General features: G+C 63.5%; 12 protein-coding genes. 11 read left to right on the top strand and 1 reads right to left on the bottom strand.

Going from position 1 to position 17,026, the window contains the following annotated elements:
• The first annotated feature begins 6 nt into the window (after positions 1-6).
• The 10 genes from RBI05_RS08840 to RBI05_RS08790 all read left to right on the top strand — a co-directional run bounded on the left by RBI05_RS08840 (position 7) and on the right by RBI05_RS08790 (position 12,908).
• Positions 7-936, top strand: coding sequence for an ABC transporter permease (locus RBI05_RS08840; RefSeq protein WP_150457817.1), 930 nt, complete (start codon positions 7-9; stop codon positions 934-936).
• Between the two features lie 52 nt (positions 937-988).
• A complete protein-coding gene (locus RBI05_RS08835; protein ID WP_310550815.1) occupies positions 989-1,876 on the top strand; it encodes an FAD binding domain-containing protein in 888 nt (295 codons plus the stop codon).
• Between the two features lie 66 nt (positions 1,877-1,942).
• The gene (gene pucD / locus RBI05_RS08830) at positions 1,943-4,342 is read left to right on the top strand and encodes a xanthine dehydrogenase subunit D (RefSeq protein WP_310550814.1); all 2,400 of its coding nucleotides are present in this window, start codon (positions 1,943-1,945) and stop codon (positions 4,340-4,342) included.
• Positions 4,343-4,526: 184 nt separating this feature from the next.
• The gene (locus RBI05_RS08825) at positions 4,527-5,051 is read left to right on the top strand and encodes a (2Fe-2S)-binding protein (RefSeq protein WP_310550813.1); all 525 of its coding nucleotides are present in this window, start codon (positions 4,527-4,529) and stop codon (positions 5,049-5,051) included.
• Positions 5,048-5,968, top strand: coding sequence for a 2-oxo-4-hydroxy-4-carboxy-5-ureidoimidazoline decarboxylase (uraD, locus tag RBI05_RS19300; protein ID WP_408638318.1), 921 nt, complete (start codon positions 5,048-5,050; stop codon positions 5,966-5,968). The genes RBI05_RS08825 and uraD overlap by 4 nt, the downstream gene beginning before the upstream one ends.
• Positions 5,969-6,039: 71 nt before the next feature.
• Positions 6,040-7,431 carry an allantoinase AllB gene (allB, locus tag RBI05_RS08810; RefSeq protein ID WP_310550812.1) on the top strand — a complete coding sequence of 464 codons (1,392 nt, stop codon included), beginning with the start codon at positions 6,040-6,042 and terminating at the stop codon, positions 7,429-7,431.
• Positions 7,428-8,684, top strand: coding sequence for a Zn-dependent hydrolase (locus tag RBI05_RS08805; protein ID WP_310550811.1), 1,257 nt, complete (start codon positions 7,428-7,430; stop codon positions 8,682-8,684). The genes allB and RBI05_RS08805 overlap by 4 nt, the downstream gene beginning before the upstream one ends.
• 348 nt (positions 8,685-9,032) lie before the next feature.
• The gene (locus RBI05_RS08800) at positions 9,033-10,262 is read left to right on the top strand and encodes a pyridoxal-phosphate-dependent aminotransferase family protein (protein WP_310550810.1); all 1,230 of its coding nucleotides are present in this window, start codon (positions 9,033-9,035) and stop codon (positions 10,260-10,262) included.
• A 62-nt stretch (positions 10,263-10,324) separates the two neighbouring features.
• Positions 10,325-12,163: an adenine deaminase gene (locus RBI05_RS08795; RefSeq protein WP_150457809.1), complete on the top strand. Its 1,839-nt coding sequence runs from the start codon at positions 10,325-10,327 to the stop codon at positions 12,161-12,163.
• 292 nt (positions 12,164-12,455) lie between these two features.
• Complete coding sequence (locus RBI05_RS08790) at positions 12,456-12,908, top strand: IDEAL domain-containing protein (protein WP_150457808.1); 453 nt, start codon at positions 12,456-12,458, stop codon at positions 12,906-12,908.
• Positions 12,909-13,010: 102 nt separating this feature from the next.
• On the opposite strand, the gene hemH is transcribed toward RBI05_RS08790, so the two are convergent.
• Positions 13,011-14,297, bottom strand: coding sequence for a ferrochelatase (hemH, locus tag RBI05_RS08785; protein WP_310550940.1), 1,287 nt, complete (start codon positions 14,295-14,297; stop codon positions 13,011-13,013).
• A 323-nt stretch (positions 14,298-14,620) separates the two neighbouring features.
• Between hemH and RBI05_RS08780 the strand changes: the two genes are divergently transcribed.
• Positions 14,621-16,897 carry an FMN-binding protein gene (locus RBI05_RS08780; RefSeq protein ID WP_310550809.1) on the top strand — a complete coding sequence of 759 codons (2,277 nt, stop codon included), beginning with the start codon at positions 14,621-14,623 and terminating at the stop codon, positions 16,895-16,897.
• Positions 16,898-17,026 lie beyond the last annotated feature (129 nt).

The raw sequence follows: 17,026 nt of genomic DNA, 5'->3' as shown, positions 1-17,026 counted from the left end.
AAGACAATGGACTTTATTGCACAACTGCTGGTGGCCGCCGTTGCGGCCGGAACTCCCCTGCTGCTGGCCACGCTGGGCGGCATCCTGAACGAACGGGCGGGCATCATCCAGCTCGGCGCGGAAGGGCTCATGCTGATGGGGGCGGTGACGACCTGTCTCGTCTACCTGCGAACCGGAAGCCTGGCGGCCGCGCTGCTGGCCACGCTGGCGGTGACCGCTCTTCTCGGGCTGCTGCACGGCTTTCTCTGCGTGACGCTTCGGGCCAATCAGCCGATGGCGGGTCTGGCCTTGACGCTGTTCGGCAGCGGCCTGAGCGCGTATCTCGGCAAGCCGATCAGCGGGAATCCGCTGCCGGGCGGACTCCCCCGGCTGGAGCTGCCGTGGCTGAAGCCGGTGCCGGTAATCGGCGACCTGCTGGGCAATCTGGATCTGCTGACCTGGTTCAGCTTCGCCCTGGCGGCGGCGCTGCATCTGCTGATTCACCGCACTTCCTGGGGCCTGCATCTTCGGGCTGTAGGAGACCATCCCGCCACCGCCGACGTTATGGGCGTCCATGTCCGGCTGATCCGCTACGGCTGCACGGCGGCGGGAGCAATGCTGATTGGCCTGGCCGGCGCGGATATGGTGCTGACGGTCGCTCCGACCTGGAACGAAGGATTGACGGGCGGCCGCGGCTGGATCGCGGTCGGGCTTGTCATCTTCGCCCGCTGGAATCCGCTGCGGGCCCTGCTGACCGCTTATTTCTTCGGGGCGCTCGATTCCATCGGATTCCGGATGCAGCTTCTGGGAAGCGCCGTACCGCCCTATTTTCTGAAGATGATTCCTTATGTGGTGACGATACTGGTGCTGATGTATCTCGGGTACCGCAACCGCAACAAGCCTTCCGGAACGCCGGAGGCGCTGGGCGTTCCGTATGCGAGAGAGCAGCGGTTCTGACCGGCGGGCAAAAGAAGGCGGCAGAACGCACAGGACAGAGAGGTGAAGGCGAATGGACAACATAACGGATTCTCCGTTACCGGCGGTCCGCCGTCCCCGGAGCCTGCACGAAGCCTGCGGGCTGAAGCGGGATCTGGGCAGCGCAGCCGTCTATATTGCCGGAGGCACCTTGCTGCGGACGCAGTGGGAGAACGGCACCTCCGCCCTGCCGGCAACGCTGATCGACCTGAGGGGTGTACCGGAGCTGACCGGGATTGCAAGGGGCGAATACGGCCTGGCGATCGGGGCGCTGACGACGCTCTCGGCCTGCCGCGCGAGCGGGCTGCTGGCCGAGGCGGCTCCGGCGGTGAAGGAAGCGGCGCGCTGCATCGCGGCTCCGTCCGTTCGCAACCTCGGCACCGCCGGAGGGAACATCGCTTCGGGAACGGGCGATCTGCTGCCCGCCCTGCTGGCGGCCTCCGCCGAAGTCGAGCTGTTCGACGGCACGTTCCGCTCCAGGCTCGGCCTGGAGGGATGGCTGGACGGCCGGGCGGAGGGAGTACACCGGCCGGAGCAGCTGCTGACCGGCGTTATTCTGCCGCCGGCCGCGAAGGCAGCCGGCGAGCGCCGCTTCCAATGGTTCCGCAAGGTGGGGCGGCGCGAGGCGTTCACGCCTTCGCTCGTGACCGCCGCCGCCGCCGGAACCATCCTTGCGGACGGCCGGCTCGAAGGCGTAAGGATCGCGGCGGGCGGCGGGTCCGGCCGTCCGCACCGGCTGAAGGAAGCCGAGGCGCTGCTGGAGGGCGCCGTGTTCAGCGAGGCGCTGCTGGCGCCGCTCTATGACGCGGCGCGGTCCGGGTTCCGGACGTACGCCGATCCGTTCGCATCGGAGGATTACAAGAAGAAGACGGCGGCCAATCTGATTGCCGCCGGGCTGTGGCAGGAGCTCGGCAGCGGGTAGTCCCCGCTGGCCGGGAATTTCATCGACCAGGCCGCCATCACGGGGCGCGAAGAGAGGAGCGGCGCAATGCGACTTGACCGGCAGACCAGCGGACCGCGCTGGCGCACACGGCCCGACGGCCGGGAGAAGGTAACGGGAAGCCTGAAATACTTGACGGACATGAACGCGGAAGGCATGCTGGTCGGACGCGTTCTGCGCAGCGCCCATGCTTACGCCCGAATCCGGAAGATCTCGACGGAACGGGCGCTGCAGGTTCCCGGCGTCCATGCCGTTCTCACGCATGAAGATGTGCCCGGGCTGAACGGATTCGGCATTGCCCTGCCGCATCAGCCCGTGTTCTGCGATACGTTCGTCCGGTACACCGGAGATGCGATCGCCGCCGTCGCCGCCGACAGCGACGAGGCGGCGGAGCTGGCGCTCGCGCGGATCGAGGTCGACTACGAGCCGCTGTCTCCGCTCACCGACCCGGAGGAAGCGATGGCGCCGGATGCGCCGCTGCTGCATCCGGAAGGCAATGTGCTCCACCATACGGAATATCGGTCCGGCGATCCGGATGCCGCTTTTGCGGAATGCGCCTATGTGGCCGAGGAGACTTATTGGACGCCCCGTCAGATGCATACCTATATGGAGACCGAGGGCGGGCTGTTCATCCCTGAACGCAGCGGGCGGCTGACCGTCTATTCGGCCACCCAGCACGGCCTGATGGACCGCCGCCAGCTCTCCCGCATTCTGGCGCTGCCGGAGGAGCGCATCCGCGTGGTCTCCAGCCCGATCGGCGGTTCTTTCGGCGGCAAGGATGAACTGAATGTGCAGGCTTACGGCTCGCTGCTGGCCCTTCGGACCGGGCGGCCGGTCCGGGTGCACAACTCCCGCGCGGAATCGGTTCGCGCCGGTCTCAAGCGGCATCCGATGAAGATCGCGATGAAGACCGGCTGCGACCGGGAAGGAAGGCTGATCGCCCACCGGGTCCGCATCGTCTCCGACACCGGAGCATATGCGACGCTCGGCGCGGAAGTGCTGAATTTCGCCACCGAGCATGTGGTTGGGCCGTACCGGTTCGGCCATGTGGAAATTGAAGGCTTCTGCGTCTATACGAACAACGGCGTCTCCGGCGAATTCCGGGGGTTCGGCGGCAACCAGGCGATCTTCGCGCTGGAGGGGCAGATCGACCGGCTGGCGGAGCTGGCCGGAATCGACCCCTGGCTGTTCCGGCGGCTCAATCTGCGCCAGTACGGCGATCCCGGACCGTTCGGGCAGGCTATTGCCCAGACGGACGGCGCCGTTCAGGTGTGGGAAGCGCTGGCGGCCTGCCCGCTGATGAAGGAAGCTGCGGAGAAGGGCTCCGCAGAGAAAGAATCAGCGGAGAAGGAATCGGAGAAGAAGGGAGCAGAGGAGAAGGGACCGGATGAGAAGGGACCGGATGAGAAGAAATCGGCGGCGGAACCTGGCCGGAAGGAGCCCTGGATCGTCAGCGGCACCGGAGCGGCGATCGCCATGCACGGCGCGGGGCTCGGCTACGGCATCCCCGATCCGGCCGGAGGGAGACTTGTGCTGGCGCTGGACGGCATGATTGAAGCGGTATTCGGTTACGAGGAGTTCGGCCAGGGGCTGATCGCCACCATGGAACAAATGCTGGTGGAACAGTTCGGGTTCGCCGCCGAGGATCTGCGGATTATTATCGGCGACACGGATGTGGTGCCCGACAGCGGCTCCAGCACGGCTTCCCGGGCGACGAGCATGATGTGGATGGCGCTGCGCCGGCTGCGTCCCGAGTTCACCGCCGGGCTGATTGAAGCGGCGGCGGATGCCCTCTACGCGAGCGGCGGAGAGCGGATCGGCATCGGCTCGCTGCAACTGGGGCCCGGCGGCATATACCGGGAAGGAGAGCGGCTGCTCACTTACGCGGAACTGGCCCGCAGCCGGAAGGAGCCGCTGGTGTGCGAGACGGCGTTCAGTTACCCTACCACCCCGCTGGAACGGGTGGGGGCGCATTTTCTGTATACCTATTCCGCCATTGCCGTGCGGGTCGAGGTCAACCGGCTGACCGGCCGGGTGCGCATTACCGACCAGTACCACGCCATCGCCGCCGGTCCGGTCGTGAACCCGCAGGGCTACCTGGGACAGATTGAAGGCGGCAGCGGCATGGCGGTCGGCTTTACGCTCTCGGAAGACGCGCTCATGTCTGACGGCTTGTATCTGACCAGGAATCTGGATACGTACATCATTCCGGGAATCGCAGATATGGGCGGTTCCATTACGGTGGAGCCGATAGAGGACCTTCCCGCGCACGACACGTACGGTCCCCGCGGCATCGGCGAGATCGGCTCGGTCAACCTGGCGCCTGCGGTAGCCGCTGCGGTTCACCAGGCTACCGGCATTCGGGTGACCCGGCTGCCGATTGAGCCCGAGCTGCTGCAGGATACGCCCTTTAAATCGAGAAAGGCGGTGAGCGCGAATGGAGAATAAAGCGAACTTGCCCGCTTCCGCCCCTCTTCGGCCGGGCGAGCCGGGCCCCGTGGAAGCTGTGCTGGAAGCCAAGGGATCTGCCGAGAGAGGGCCTTGCGGAACTGAGAAGGAATTCACAGGGCAGGAATTAGCGGGACAGGAATTAGCAGGACAGGAATTAGCAGGACAGGAATTAGCAGGACAGGTGTTAGCGGGACAGGAGGAGGCGGAACAAGGCGAAGCCTATGTCCTGGCCTGCACGGTCAACGGCAAGCCGGTAGAGATTCGGGTGCCGGCGTCCCGCCGCCTGCTTCAGGTGCTGCGGGACGATCTCGGGCTGACCGGAACGAAGCGTTCCTGCGAGCTGGGCCGCTGCGGAGCCTGTATGGTGCTGATCGGCGGAGTGCCGATTAATGCCTGTCTGACCATGGCGTACCAGTGCGAGGGCTCGAGCATCGTTACCATTGAAGGGCTGAGCGAGAGCGCCCCGGAGGGAACGGGGAGCCTGCACCCGGTGCAGGAAGCTTTTCTGGAAGAGGGCGGGTTCCAGTGCGGATACTGCACGCCGGGCATGGTGCTGTCGACGGTGGCTCTGCTGGAGAACAATCCCCGGCCCACGCAGGAGGAAGTGGAAGAAGCGCTGTCCGGCAATCTCTGCCGGTGCACCGGGTACGGAGGCATCTGGCGGGCAGTCAGCCGGGCCGCCCTCAGAGGGGCGGCGAAGTCATGAAGGCACAGACGCTGACGCTGGATGCGGTCAATAAGATGGACCGGGAGGCGTTTGTCTCGGCGCTCGGCGGCATCTATGAGCATTCGCCCTGGGTAGCGGAGGCAGCGTGGCCGGAACGTCCTTTTGCCGATGTGGAGGACCTGCATGAGGCGATGGAACAAGCGGTCCGAAGTGCCGGAGAGGAGCGGTCGCTCGCGCTGCTGCGAAGCCATCCCGACCTGGCGACGCGCATGCAGGTCACGCCGCTGTCGGCGGCGGAGCAGCGGGGAGCCGGGCTTGACCGGCTGAGCCCTGAACAGTTCGGCGAGATGGGCGGCATGAACCGGCGGTATACGGAGAAGTTCGGTTTCCCGTTCATCCTGGCGGTGCGCGGCCGGACGGCTGATGAGATTCTCGCTTCCCTCCGGGAGCGGCTTCCGGGAGAGCGGGAGACCGAGCTGGCCCGGGCGCTGCAGGAAGTCGGCCGCATTGCCGGCTTCCGGCTCCGGGATCTGATTACGGAGGGAGAACCGGAGCAGGCGGAGGATGCGGCTTTCCCGCTCTCCGCCGGCCAATCGGGCGGAAGCGGCAGGCTGACCACCCATGTGCTGGACCTGTCCCGGGGAACTCCGGCGCCCGGTCTTGCAGTGGAGCTTAGGCTCCGGGAAGAGGACGGCGGCTGGAGGCTGCTGAAGACAGCCGTCACGAATGCGGACGGAAGACTGGAGAAGCCGCTGCTCGAAGGCGGAGAACTGGCGGGCGGAAGCTATGAGCTGCTGTTCCGGGCCGGGGATTACTGGAGAAGGAGCGCCGGAACGGAGTCAGAAGCGTTTCTGGAAGAAATTCCGATCCGCTTCCGGGTTGCCGAACCGGATGCGCATTACCATGTTCCGCTGCTGCTCGCCCCCGGCGGATACAGCACGTACCGGGGGAGCTGACGCCGGAGTGAAGGGCGCATGCGAATGAAGGGGAAGAGGGCTTTCTACCCGAACCGAAGGAGGGCGTCAGGATGAAGAAGAGATTCGACTGGGTCATTACGGGCGGTCTGGCCGTCCTTCCGGGCGGTGTGCGCCGTCTGGACATCGGCATCAAGGACGGCATGATCGCCGCGCTGGAAGAGACGCTGGACCCGCAGGAAGCGGAGAACCGGCTGGATGCGGAGGGGCAGTATGTGTTCCCCGGCGTCATCGACGCCCATGTGCATTTCAATGAACCGTCCTTCGGCCATTGGGAAGGCTTCAGCTCCGGCTCGGCCGCGCTGGCGGCCGGCGGCTGCACGACCTATGCCGATATGCCGCTGAACGGCAATCCGCCCACGGTGAACCTGGAGGCGCTCCGGTTGAAGAACGGATTGGCGGAGGGGAACTCCGCCGTCGATTATATGCTCTGGGGCGGCCTTGTTCCCGGCAATCTGGAGGAGCTGGAACGTCTGGCCGAAGCGGGGGTCGCGGGATTCAAGGCGTTCATCTCCAATCCCGGCGGAGAAGGCGAAGGCCGGTTCCGCGAGGTGGACGACGATACGCTCTACCGGGGGATGGAGACGATCGCCTCGTTCGGCGGCCTTCTCGCTCTCCATGCCGAGAGCGAAGCCTTGACGAAGACGCTCTCGGATGCCGCCGTAAGGGCAGGGCGGACCGGTCCGCTGGACTTTGCGGCTTCCCGTCCGCCGGAAGCGGAACTGGAGGCGGTCGCCCGGGCGCTGCTCTACAGCGAGCGGACGGGGTGCCGCCTGCATTTTGTCCATATCAGCACGGCGGCGGCGCTGGAGCTGATCGGGGAGGCCAAGCGCCGCGGGGTGGATGTGACGGCCGAGACCTGCCCGCATTACCTGATTCTGAGCGAACAGGATCTGCTGCGTCTCGGTCCTCTCGCCAAATGCGCGCCGCCGCTGCGAAGCGGGGAGGAGCAGGAGAAGCTCTGGCAGGCGCTGAAAGACGGGCTGATCGACTTCATCGCCTCCGATCATTCGCCCTGTCCGCCGGAATTGAAGCTGGACCCGTCCCTCGGTTTCTTCGAAGCCTGGGGCGGCATTTCCGGCGCGCAGAGCAGCCTGGAGCTTATGTTCCACGAAGGCGTGAACCGCCGGAAGCTGCCGGCGGCGCTGATCGCCAGTCTGCTGGCCGAAGGGCCGGCCCGCCGATTCGGGCTGTCGGACCGCAAGGGGCGGATCGCCGTAGGCCTCGAGGCCGATCTGGCGATTCTCGACCCGGGGGCTTCCTACACGCTGCAGCCGGAGCATCTGCTGTACCGGCACAAGATCAGCCCGTATGTAGGCATGGAGCTGTCCTGCCGGGTAACCGCCACTCTGCTGCGGGGACAGCCGGTCTACACGGCGGCGGACGGATTGCTTCGCCCCGGCGGCGGCAGACGGGTCCGTGCGGGACGGGGGCTGCGCGTATGAGCGGGCCGGGGACCGAAGCTTCGCGGCACGCCCGGGCCGCCGAAGAGATGCTGGAGCTGCTGGAGGAGCTGGCCGCGTTCAGCGCCCCGGGCGAAGGAATCACCCGGCTGCTGTACACGCCGGAATGGAGCCGGGCCCAGTCGTTCCTGAAGGAGCGGATGGAGACGCTCGGCTTGTCGGCCTATGCGGACGGAGTCGGCAACGTCTTCGGTCGGCTTCCGGGGACGGAAGAGGACGGGCGCGTTATTCTGACCGGGTCGCATATCGACACGGTCGTCTCCGGCGGGCGGTACGACGGCGCTTACGGCGTTGCCTCCGGCATCGCGGCGCTGGCGCATCTGCGCCGGACATACGGGCCGCCGAGACGGACGCTGGAGGCCGTGTCTTTTGCCGAAGAGGAAGGCAGCCGTTTTCCGCTGACCTTCTGGGGATCGGGGCATGTCGCGGGGCGCTACGCCGGTCCGGAGGCCGCTGCTGTCTCCGACGCCTCCGGCATTGCCCTGAAGCATGCCATGGAAGACTGCGGCTTCGGCGGCTATTCGCCGGGAAGCCTGAAGCGGTCCGATATCGCAGCTTATATCGAACTGCATATTGAACAGGGAATTACGCTGGAGCGGACCGGGACGGAGATCGGAATCGTCACGGCGATTGCCGGACAGCGCCGCTATGAGGTCCGGCTGACCGGCAGCGCCAACCATGCCGGAACGACGCCGATGGGATTGCGGCGGGATGGCCTCGCCGGTGCGGCGGAGATGCTGGCGCATCTGGAACACTGCGCGCTGGAAGCCGGAGATCCGCTGGTTGCCACAGCGGGCCGGCTGGACGTGAAGCCGAACACCTCCAATGTCATTCCCGGCGAAGTGTCTTTCAGTCTGGATATCCGCCACAGCGATGAGGCGGAACTGGAGCGCTTCTGCGCCGCGGTGGCCGCAGACTTCGGCCAGATCGCCGCCCGGCGGGGCCTTGGGCTGGAGCTGATTCCCCGGCTCCGGGCGCAGCCTGCGCCGATGGACGCGCCGCTGTGCGCCTCCATCGAGGCCGTCTGCGGGAGACAGGGCCGCCCGAGCCGAAGGATGGTCAGCGGAGCCGGGCATGACGCCCAGCTGCTGGCGCCCCGCTGCCGGGCGGCCATGATTTTTGTGCCGAGCCGGGACGGCATCAGTCACTCTCCGCTGGAGCATACGCCGCCGGAGGAGCTGGCGGCCGGGCTGGATGTGCTGATCGGGCTTTTGTACGAACTGGCTTACCGCTAACCCGCAGGGCCATATACAGAACAGCAAGGCAGCAGAACGGCGGATAATGAACAGAAGAATACAGAACAGAAGTAGAGAACAGAAGTACAGAACACAGGGATACTACGCAGCAGGGTGCCGGACAACGAGGGTACAGAACAGCAGGGTGCCGGACAACGAGGGTACTGAACAGCACGTACTGAAAGAGAAGCATACAGAACACAAGCATAAGGAACAAGGACACAAAACAGCAGAGTACAGAACAGCATCACACAGAACAGAAGGGTACAGAACATCAGCAGACAGAACAGAAGGACCGCAGGCGGCCCGGTGAATCCGGCTCCGCCCGGCGGACGGGGGGAGATCAGGATGAGGCGGTATGAGGATTTGGCGCCGTCCCAGCGGTGCATTATGACGCCGGGGCCGGTGGAAGTGGACCCGCGGGTGCTTCGGGCGCTGTCGATGCCGGTGCTGGGGCAGTTCGACCCCGAGTTCACGGGCATTATGAATGAGACGATGGGCATGCTCCGGGAGTTGTTCGCGACCGGCAACCGCTGGGCTTATCCGGTGGACGGCACTTCGCGGTCGGGCCTGGAAGCGGCCATGATCAGCCTGATCCGGCCCGGAGACCGGGTGCTGGTGCCGATCTATGGCCGGTTCGGCCATCTGCTGCATGAGATTGCCGAGCGCTGCGGTGCCGAGGTATCCGTCATGCACAGGGCGTGGGGAACTGTCTTCGATCCCGAGGAAATCATTGCGGAGATCCGGCGTGTGCGTCCGCAGCTTGTCGCCATGGTCCACGGCGAGACCTCGACCGGCCGGATGCAGCCGCTGGAAGGCATCGGGGAGGTGTGCCGGGAGCTGGACGCGCTGCTGGTCGTCGATGCGGTGGCGACGATCGGCGGCGTGCCGGTGAAGACGGATGAATGGAAACTTGACGTGGTGATCGGCGGAACCCAGAAATGCCTGTCCGTCCCTTCGGGCATGTCGCCGCTGACGTACAACGAGCGGGCGGAGGCCCGGATTCTGGCCCGCAAGCGGGTCGAACGCGGCATTCGCAGCGACGACGACGCCTTTGGCGAAGATATTGTGTATGTGCGCAGCAATTACTTCGATCTCGGCATGCTCCAGGATTACTGGAGCGAGAAGCGGCTCAATCATCATACGGAAATGACGTCGATGCTGTACGGCCTCCGCGAAGGGCTCCGGCTCGCGCTGGAAGAAGGGCTGGAAGCCCGCTATGCCCGGCACCGGCTGCATGAGCGGGCGCTGGCGGAAGGGCTGGAGGCCATGGGACTGCGTCTGTACGGCGATCCGGCCTGCAAGCTGCCGGTTGTCGCCTGCGCCGAAATTCCCGAAGGCGTCGACGGGGAGGCCGTCCGTTCGATGCTGCTGGACCGGTTCGGCGTCGAAATCGCCAGCTCCTTCGGCCCGCTCAAGGGCCGGATCTGGCGGATCGGCACGATGGGCTACAGCTGCCGGGAGAACAATGTGCTGCGCGTGCTGGGCGCGCTGGAGGCGGCGCTGCTTCGCCAGGGATTCGCGGCTTCGCCGGGCGCGGCCGTTCAGGCCGCCCTTGACGTATACGAGCGGGTGTAAGATAATCATTTCAATTTGCACAAGAAGCTCGTGCTTCGGTAAGGAAGGGGAGGGGGACAATCATGGGATATCCGCGAATACCGCTGGCGGACTGCGTGCCGGACCTTGTGGCGACGTCGCGCGGCGACCTGCCGGCAACGCTGGTCATTACCGGCGGGAGACTGGTGAATGTCGTCTCGGGCGAGATTCTGGAGAACATGTCCGTCGGCATCCGGGAGGGCCGGATCGCTTATGTCGGAAAGGATGTCTCCCATATGATCGGGGAGGATACCCGGGTCATCGATGCCGGAGGCCGGTATATGGCGCCGGGTCTGCTTGACGGGCACTGCCATATCGAGAGCACCCAGCTGACCGCAACCGAATTTGCCCGGGCGGTGCTGCCGCTGGGAACGACGGGTGGCTTCTTCGACGCCCATGAAATCGCGAACGTCTTCGGCTTGAAGGGAATCCGGCTGATGCTGGATGAACTGCGGGCGACGCCGCTGGCCGGGTATATGCAGGTCGCTTCCTGCGTGCCCGCCGCAGGGGCTGCGATTGAGACTACAGGCTCGGAGATCGGTCCGAAAGAAGTGGCGGAAGCCTTCACCTGGGGAGCGGACGTTATCGCGCTGGGCGAAGTGATGAACTTTCCCGGTGTCGTATACGGAGACGCCAAAATGCTCGGAGAGATCCAGGCCACTCTCCGCGCCGGACGTCAGGTGGACGGCCATTTCACCTGGCCGTCGGGGGATTGGCGGCTGCCGGTCTATGCCGCCGCCGGCGTCACCGGCGACCATGAATGCGTCACCGCCGACGACGTGATCGAGCGCGTCCGGCTCGGCATGTACGCGAAGATGCGCCGCGGCTCGGCCTGGCACGATGTCGCCGAGACGATCAAGGCGCATACCGAGCGGGGCTTGGACCCGCGCCGGATGATGCTTGTCACCGACGACCGCAGCTCGGAATCGCTGCGCGACGAAGGCCACATGGACTTCGTGCTGCGGCATGCGATCGCCCAGGGCGTCAAGCCGGTCACTGCGTTCCAGATGGCCACGATCAATACGGCCGAACGGTTCGGCGTCGCCCGCGACATCGGAGCCATCGTGCCGGGAGCGTGCGCCGACATCATTCTGCTGGAGGGCGCCTTGGCCGATGTCAATGTGGTCATGACAATAGCTTCGGGCGCGGTAGTCGCCGAGAACGGAGTCATGACGGCGGAGCTGCCGCCCTTCCGTTATCCGGAAGAAGTGCTGTCTTCTGTTCATCTGAAGGAGCGTCCGCAGGCGGAGGACTTCATCATCCGAACGCCGCTGGAGTACGGAACCGTGAAGGCCCGTGTGATCGGCGTTATTGAGAACCATGTGGAGACCGAGGAACGGATGCGGGAGCTGCAGGCGGAAGGCGGCAGACTCCGTCTGACGGAGGAACTCTGCAAAATCGCCGTGCTGGAGCGCCACAAGGCAACCGGAGGCAAGGCGGTCGGACTCGTCGACGGCATCGGCTTCCGGGAGCCGGCCGCCATCGCCATGACGGTGGCGCATGACTGCCACAACCTGCTCGTCATCGGCAATGACGACGAGCTGATGGCCGAGGCGGCGAATGCAGTCGCCGACGCGAACGGCGGCGTGGCGGTAATCACCCGCCGCGGCCGGACGCTGTTCCCGCTGGCCATCGCCGGTCTTCTGTCGGCAGAGCCGTTCGAGACGGCGGCGGCGCAGTCGGCCGCAATCAGCCGGGCGCTGGCTGAAGCCGGCTGCGGGCTGAACTATGCGTTCATGACCTTGTCGTTGCTGGCGCTCTCCGTTATTCCGGCTCTGCGCATCTCTGACAAGGGGCTGGTGCGGATCACGCCGGAGGACGGCATCCGGCTCGTTCCGCTCTTCTGTGAAGCGGAGGATGCGGCCGCCGCGGAGGCGGTATAGCCAAGCCCCGCCGCTGCCCAAGAAGGGCTGCCGCGGTGTGATAAGATGAATAAGCCTTCAGGCCGGAAGAACCTCTTCCGTCCGAAGGCTTTTTTGCGTACAATAACGTATAACAGACCGGTTCGCCGGGACAAACTATATTATTAAACGCATAACGGGGAGATGAACCGGGTTTTTGTGAAAAAAACCGGAATACTATTAAGAAACGTCGCAAAACCGACGATAGATTATATAACTTAGTTTAAATTGTATGAATTCCACAGGTGAATTCAAGAGATGGGGTGCCACAGAGATGATCCGATTGGAGACGCAGGATATAGTCAACATTGCCAAGAAGCAGATTGCCGCCATATTCAAAATGCAGCCGCTCGAGCTCCGGTTCGTCAACGATTTTCAGGGTGAAAAATATCTCTTGACGGGTGACAAGCTGCATCTCAACAACCAGCACTACTGGGCCAAGGTAATGGAGTGCGTGTTCGAGAATCAGGTCCGGCCGGTTCTGCTGTGCGAGGTTCTGTATTTCCTGCGCAGCGAATTCATGGAGAGCGATATTTCGGTAGAGTTCTGTTATGATTTTGCCGGAGGCGTGCAGGGCGAAGCAACGGCCAGAGCCGACATTTCGTTCAATGATACGGCTGAACTCGGCGCGGTTGAGATTGCCGAATTGATCGACCTTGCGCTGACTATGCAGGACAAGCAGTGGTTCGAGGAATTGACGCAGAAATACAAGCAGCTGATCGCCTAAGACGATCTTCTTTCTTCATATGAATACCGCCCATGTCAAAAGGACGGAAGCTCACGGGCTTCCGTCCTTTTGCTCGTACAGGAGCCGGCCGCCGCTGCCGGCTTAACCGCCGCCCCCGGATTCTCGGGGCCGGCCCGCAGCTTCACCCGGACTTCCGGCCTCAAGTTTCTGCCGGTCTCTGCCGGAGCCGGCATCCTCAAGTCCGGCTCCCCCGGCAACGCCTTCACAAGGGACGCGGTCTTCGATCCAGCCGAGCGTCTCGCTGCGGATCCGGTCGGCGAGACTGTCCAGCCATTCGGGACAGTCGTTCAGACACGGAGCTACCGTCAGGGCCTGCGGATCGCCGCCTCCGGAAGCGAATTGCTCCGCTCCTTCCGCCGCAAGCTCATGCAGCGTCTCCAGACAATCCGTCACCAGACCGGGCGAGAAGACGAGCGGGCGGCGGAAGCCGCGCTTCGGAAGCCCGGCGAGCGTCTCTGCGGTGGAGGGGCCAAGCCAGGCCTCCGGCCCGAAGCGGGACTGATAGCTGAGCTGCCAGCGTCCGGGTTCCCAGCCCATGCGCCCGGCCAGCAGGCGCGAAGTCAGCTCGCACTGCCCGGGATACGGATCGCCTGATTCGGCATACCGCTTCGGGATGCCGTGGAAGGTCAGCAGGTAGAAGTCGGGCTCTTCCTTCAGGGAAGCGATCGTCCGCTTCAGAGAAGCTTCCATAGCCGCGAGATAGCCGGGGTCCGAAGGGTAGGCTTCAGCCAGCCGGAGAGCGGGAATGAAGCGTTTGGCCGCCGGGCTGCGGCGGCCGCTTCGGCCGAGCGCTGCGAAGCAGGCGGCGTCATACACCGAAGCCGTTGTAGTAGAAGAATACTGCGGAAAAAGCGGCATCACCAGAATCCGCCGGACACCGGCCTCCTCCAGCTTCGCCATGGCTTCCTCCATTCCCGGGCTGCTGTATGCAAGGCCGAGCACTACCCGGTAGCCGGGTCCGAGCCGCTGCTGCAGGCCGCTGCGCTGGGCTTCGGAGTGAATCAGCAGGGGAGAGCCCGCTTCCGTCCAGATGGAGCGGTACAGGCGGGCGGAGCGGCGCGGCCGGGTCCGGAGAATAATGCCGCGCAGAAGCGGCTGCCACAATAGCGGCGAATAATCAATGATCCGCCGGTCGGACAGGAAGCGCCGCAGATAGGCTCGCACCGACGCCGCGTCGGGAGCCGCCGGGGTACCGATCTGGGCGAGGACGATGCCGACCGGAGCGGACGTAAGGGTGGAAGGGATAGGACATTCTCCTCTCAGGTTTATGGTCCGTACCCTATCACGGCCGAAGTCCCCCGCGCAGCTATTCCGGTCACACGAAGGAAAGAGCGCCTCGGGCTTACAGGTATTTACGGTTAATCCCACAAACAAGGAATTAGTGATTTATATTATATAGGGTGTGATATAATTCACAGTAGAGGATTGGAATGGTTTGGTATCATCAACCCAGAAATACATACTTGTGCACATCTTGCTATGTGAAAACATTCACCTTATCGGGATGATGATGTGAGTCTTTTCACCCATTTCCGTGTTGACGCCCGGATAGGAAGATCGGAAACTTGCGGCGGCAGCCGTTTAATCGGAAGTAGGGGGGATAAGGGGCCGGAAAGAGGCACGGGGAGAGCCTTTTTCACTCTGCAAGATCAGGTAAGTTACTACAGGTGATAGGCAAAGGAGAATTTCGATTGAAAAAGTTAATTTCGCTTACTGTAAGCGCCGCGCTGCTCTTGTCGCCGCTGGCCTTCACAATGAACGCTCCGGCTCTGAATCTGAAAGTGGACGCCGTATCCGCGGCCTCCGAAGAAGCTCCGGCCGCTACGGCCAAACCGGCTGCTGCGCCGAAGGCAACGAAGAAGCCGGCCGCCACGCCAAAAGCAACGAAGAAGCCGGCCGCAACGCCTAAGGCAACGAAGAAACCGGCCGCCACGCCAAAAGCGACGGCTAAACCGGCAGTGAAAGCTACCGCCAAACCGGCAGTGAAAGCCACCGCTAAGCCAGCTGTGAAAGCTACGGCCAAACCGGCCGCCACGCCAAAAGCGACGGCTAAACCGGTAGTGAAAGCCACCGCCAAACCGGCTGTGAAGAATGTCTATAATGACGGTGTATACGTCGCCTACGGCGATGCCTACTCCAAGGGCACCGAAGGCGCCAAGGTTACGATCAAGAACGGCAAGATCGCCGATATCGAACTGATGCGCACCAGCCCGAAGATCATTGACCGCAACGCCAGCGAGAACTACAGCGGCGTGTGGCAGGCTTACGGGCTGATGAAGAGCCGTCTGATGGGCCAGACGCGCGAAAGCGCCGCGAAGGTGGACGCTGTATCGGGCGCCACACGCACCAGCACGGGCTGGAAGCTGTCCGTGGACCGCGCCTTCGAACGCGCCCTTGCCGTTAAGCCGGCGGGCGAGAAGTATTTTGCAGGCGAGCATATGGGCGTTGACCCTGAAGGCAAATACGCCGTATTCGCAACCTACGACGCGAAGAAGCTGACAGCAGTCAAAGTATTCCCGATGACCGCAACCGGCGATATCGTCGACGAGAAGGCTTTCACGCCGGAACAAGCGGCCGCTGTAGCTGCCATCGCTCCGGTGCTGCTGGCGAAGGGAACCGCCGGAACCGCTCCGGCCGGTTATGAAGCCGACTTCAAGGCGGCTGCCAATGCGATGTGGGATGCCGAGCAGAACGCTCTTATCAACAATACGTCCAAATATATCGACGGCTTCTACTCCGCTTACGGCACGGCCAGAAGCGTAGGCGTTGAAAGAGCCGACATCGTAATCCGCAACGGCAAACTGGTCGACGTGAAGCTGTACAGACTGGGAGCGAACCTGCTGGACCGCGGCAACACCGCGTATGCCAAAGTGGTTGAAGCAAACGCGCCGATGACCGCCAAGCTGCTGGCGAACGGTTCCTTTATTGCGAACTACGATGAGAAGGTAGACGGAATTTCCGGCGCCACCGAGAGCAGCCACGGCTGGAATCAGTCGGTCGAGCGCGCATTCGAGAAAGCCCTGAAGGTTCCTGCGAAGGGCAAGTATTTTGACGGCAAATTCGCCGGTGTAGACAATCAGTCCAAGCTGCTGCTGCTGGTGGATACCGCTTCCGACCAAGTTACAGGCATTACGCTCAGCCTGTTCGGGGCAGACGGCAAGCTGGTTGCCGCCGACAAAATGACGGAAGAGCAGAAGACGTTGGTTGCCCAGCTGACGAAGGGTCTGCTGGACAAGGGCGTGAACATGGCCGACATCGCCGGCCAGGAAGAGCTGTCCAAGGCGGCCCGCGCGGCTCTGGCCGACGCTCTGGCCAATGCCTCCAAGGTGCAGGGCGCCTATAAGGACGGCACGTTCACCGCTTACGGCGACGCCTACGACAAGGGAACTAACCGGGCCGACGTAACGCTCCGCAACGGCGTAATCGTCAACCTGAACCTGTACCGCGTCGGCATGGACCTTGTTGACAAGGGAGACAAGGCTTACAAGGAAGTCATCAAAGCGCTGCCGATTCTGAAATCCGAGCTGCTGACCGCAGGTACGCGCGAAGCGGCCCAGCAGGTAGACGCCGTATCCGGCGCTACAAGCAGCAGCAATGCCCTGAAGCTTGCGGTTGACCGCGCTTACGGCCAAGCCGAAATTATCGAATCGGAGAAAGCGGCTTACTTCAACGGAATCTTCATCGGCGTGAGCGCCGACAAGTCCGTGAACGTGATGGTCGAAACCAAGTACCATATTCCGGTCAAAATGACGGTCTACTATCTGGATGCAGCCGGCAACGTCAAGACGAACGATAAGCTGACTGCCGATGAACTGGCGGTGAAGTACGAGATCGAAACGCCGACCAACGACAGTCTGCATAAGTACGGATACCGTCCGGCAGCCTTTGGCGCGAACGACGCGCAGAAGGCAATCTCCGCCAAGGCCGTTGAAGCGATCAAGTCTGCGCTGGCAACAGCCGTTCAGTAATCAAGCCGATCCCGTTACGGGATGCGCTAATCCGAAGAAGTCCCTCTCCATCTGAACTGTGACCCGGATTGTGGACGGTAAATGTAAAGGGCCGGCAATCTTAACTGGCAAGCAGATGACTTCTGAATT

The organism is Paenibacillus glufosinatiresistens (assembly GCF_031470375.1).
GTDB classification, from domain to species: domain Bacteria; phylum Bacillota; class Bacilli; order Paenibacillales; family Paenibacillaceae; genus Paenibacillus_AQ; species Paenibacillus_AQ glufosinatiresistens.
This window is presented reverse-complemented; position numbering and strand designations above follow the sequence as displayed.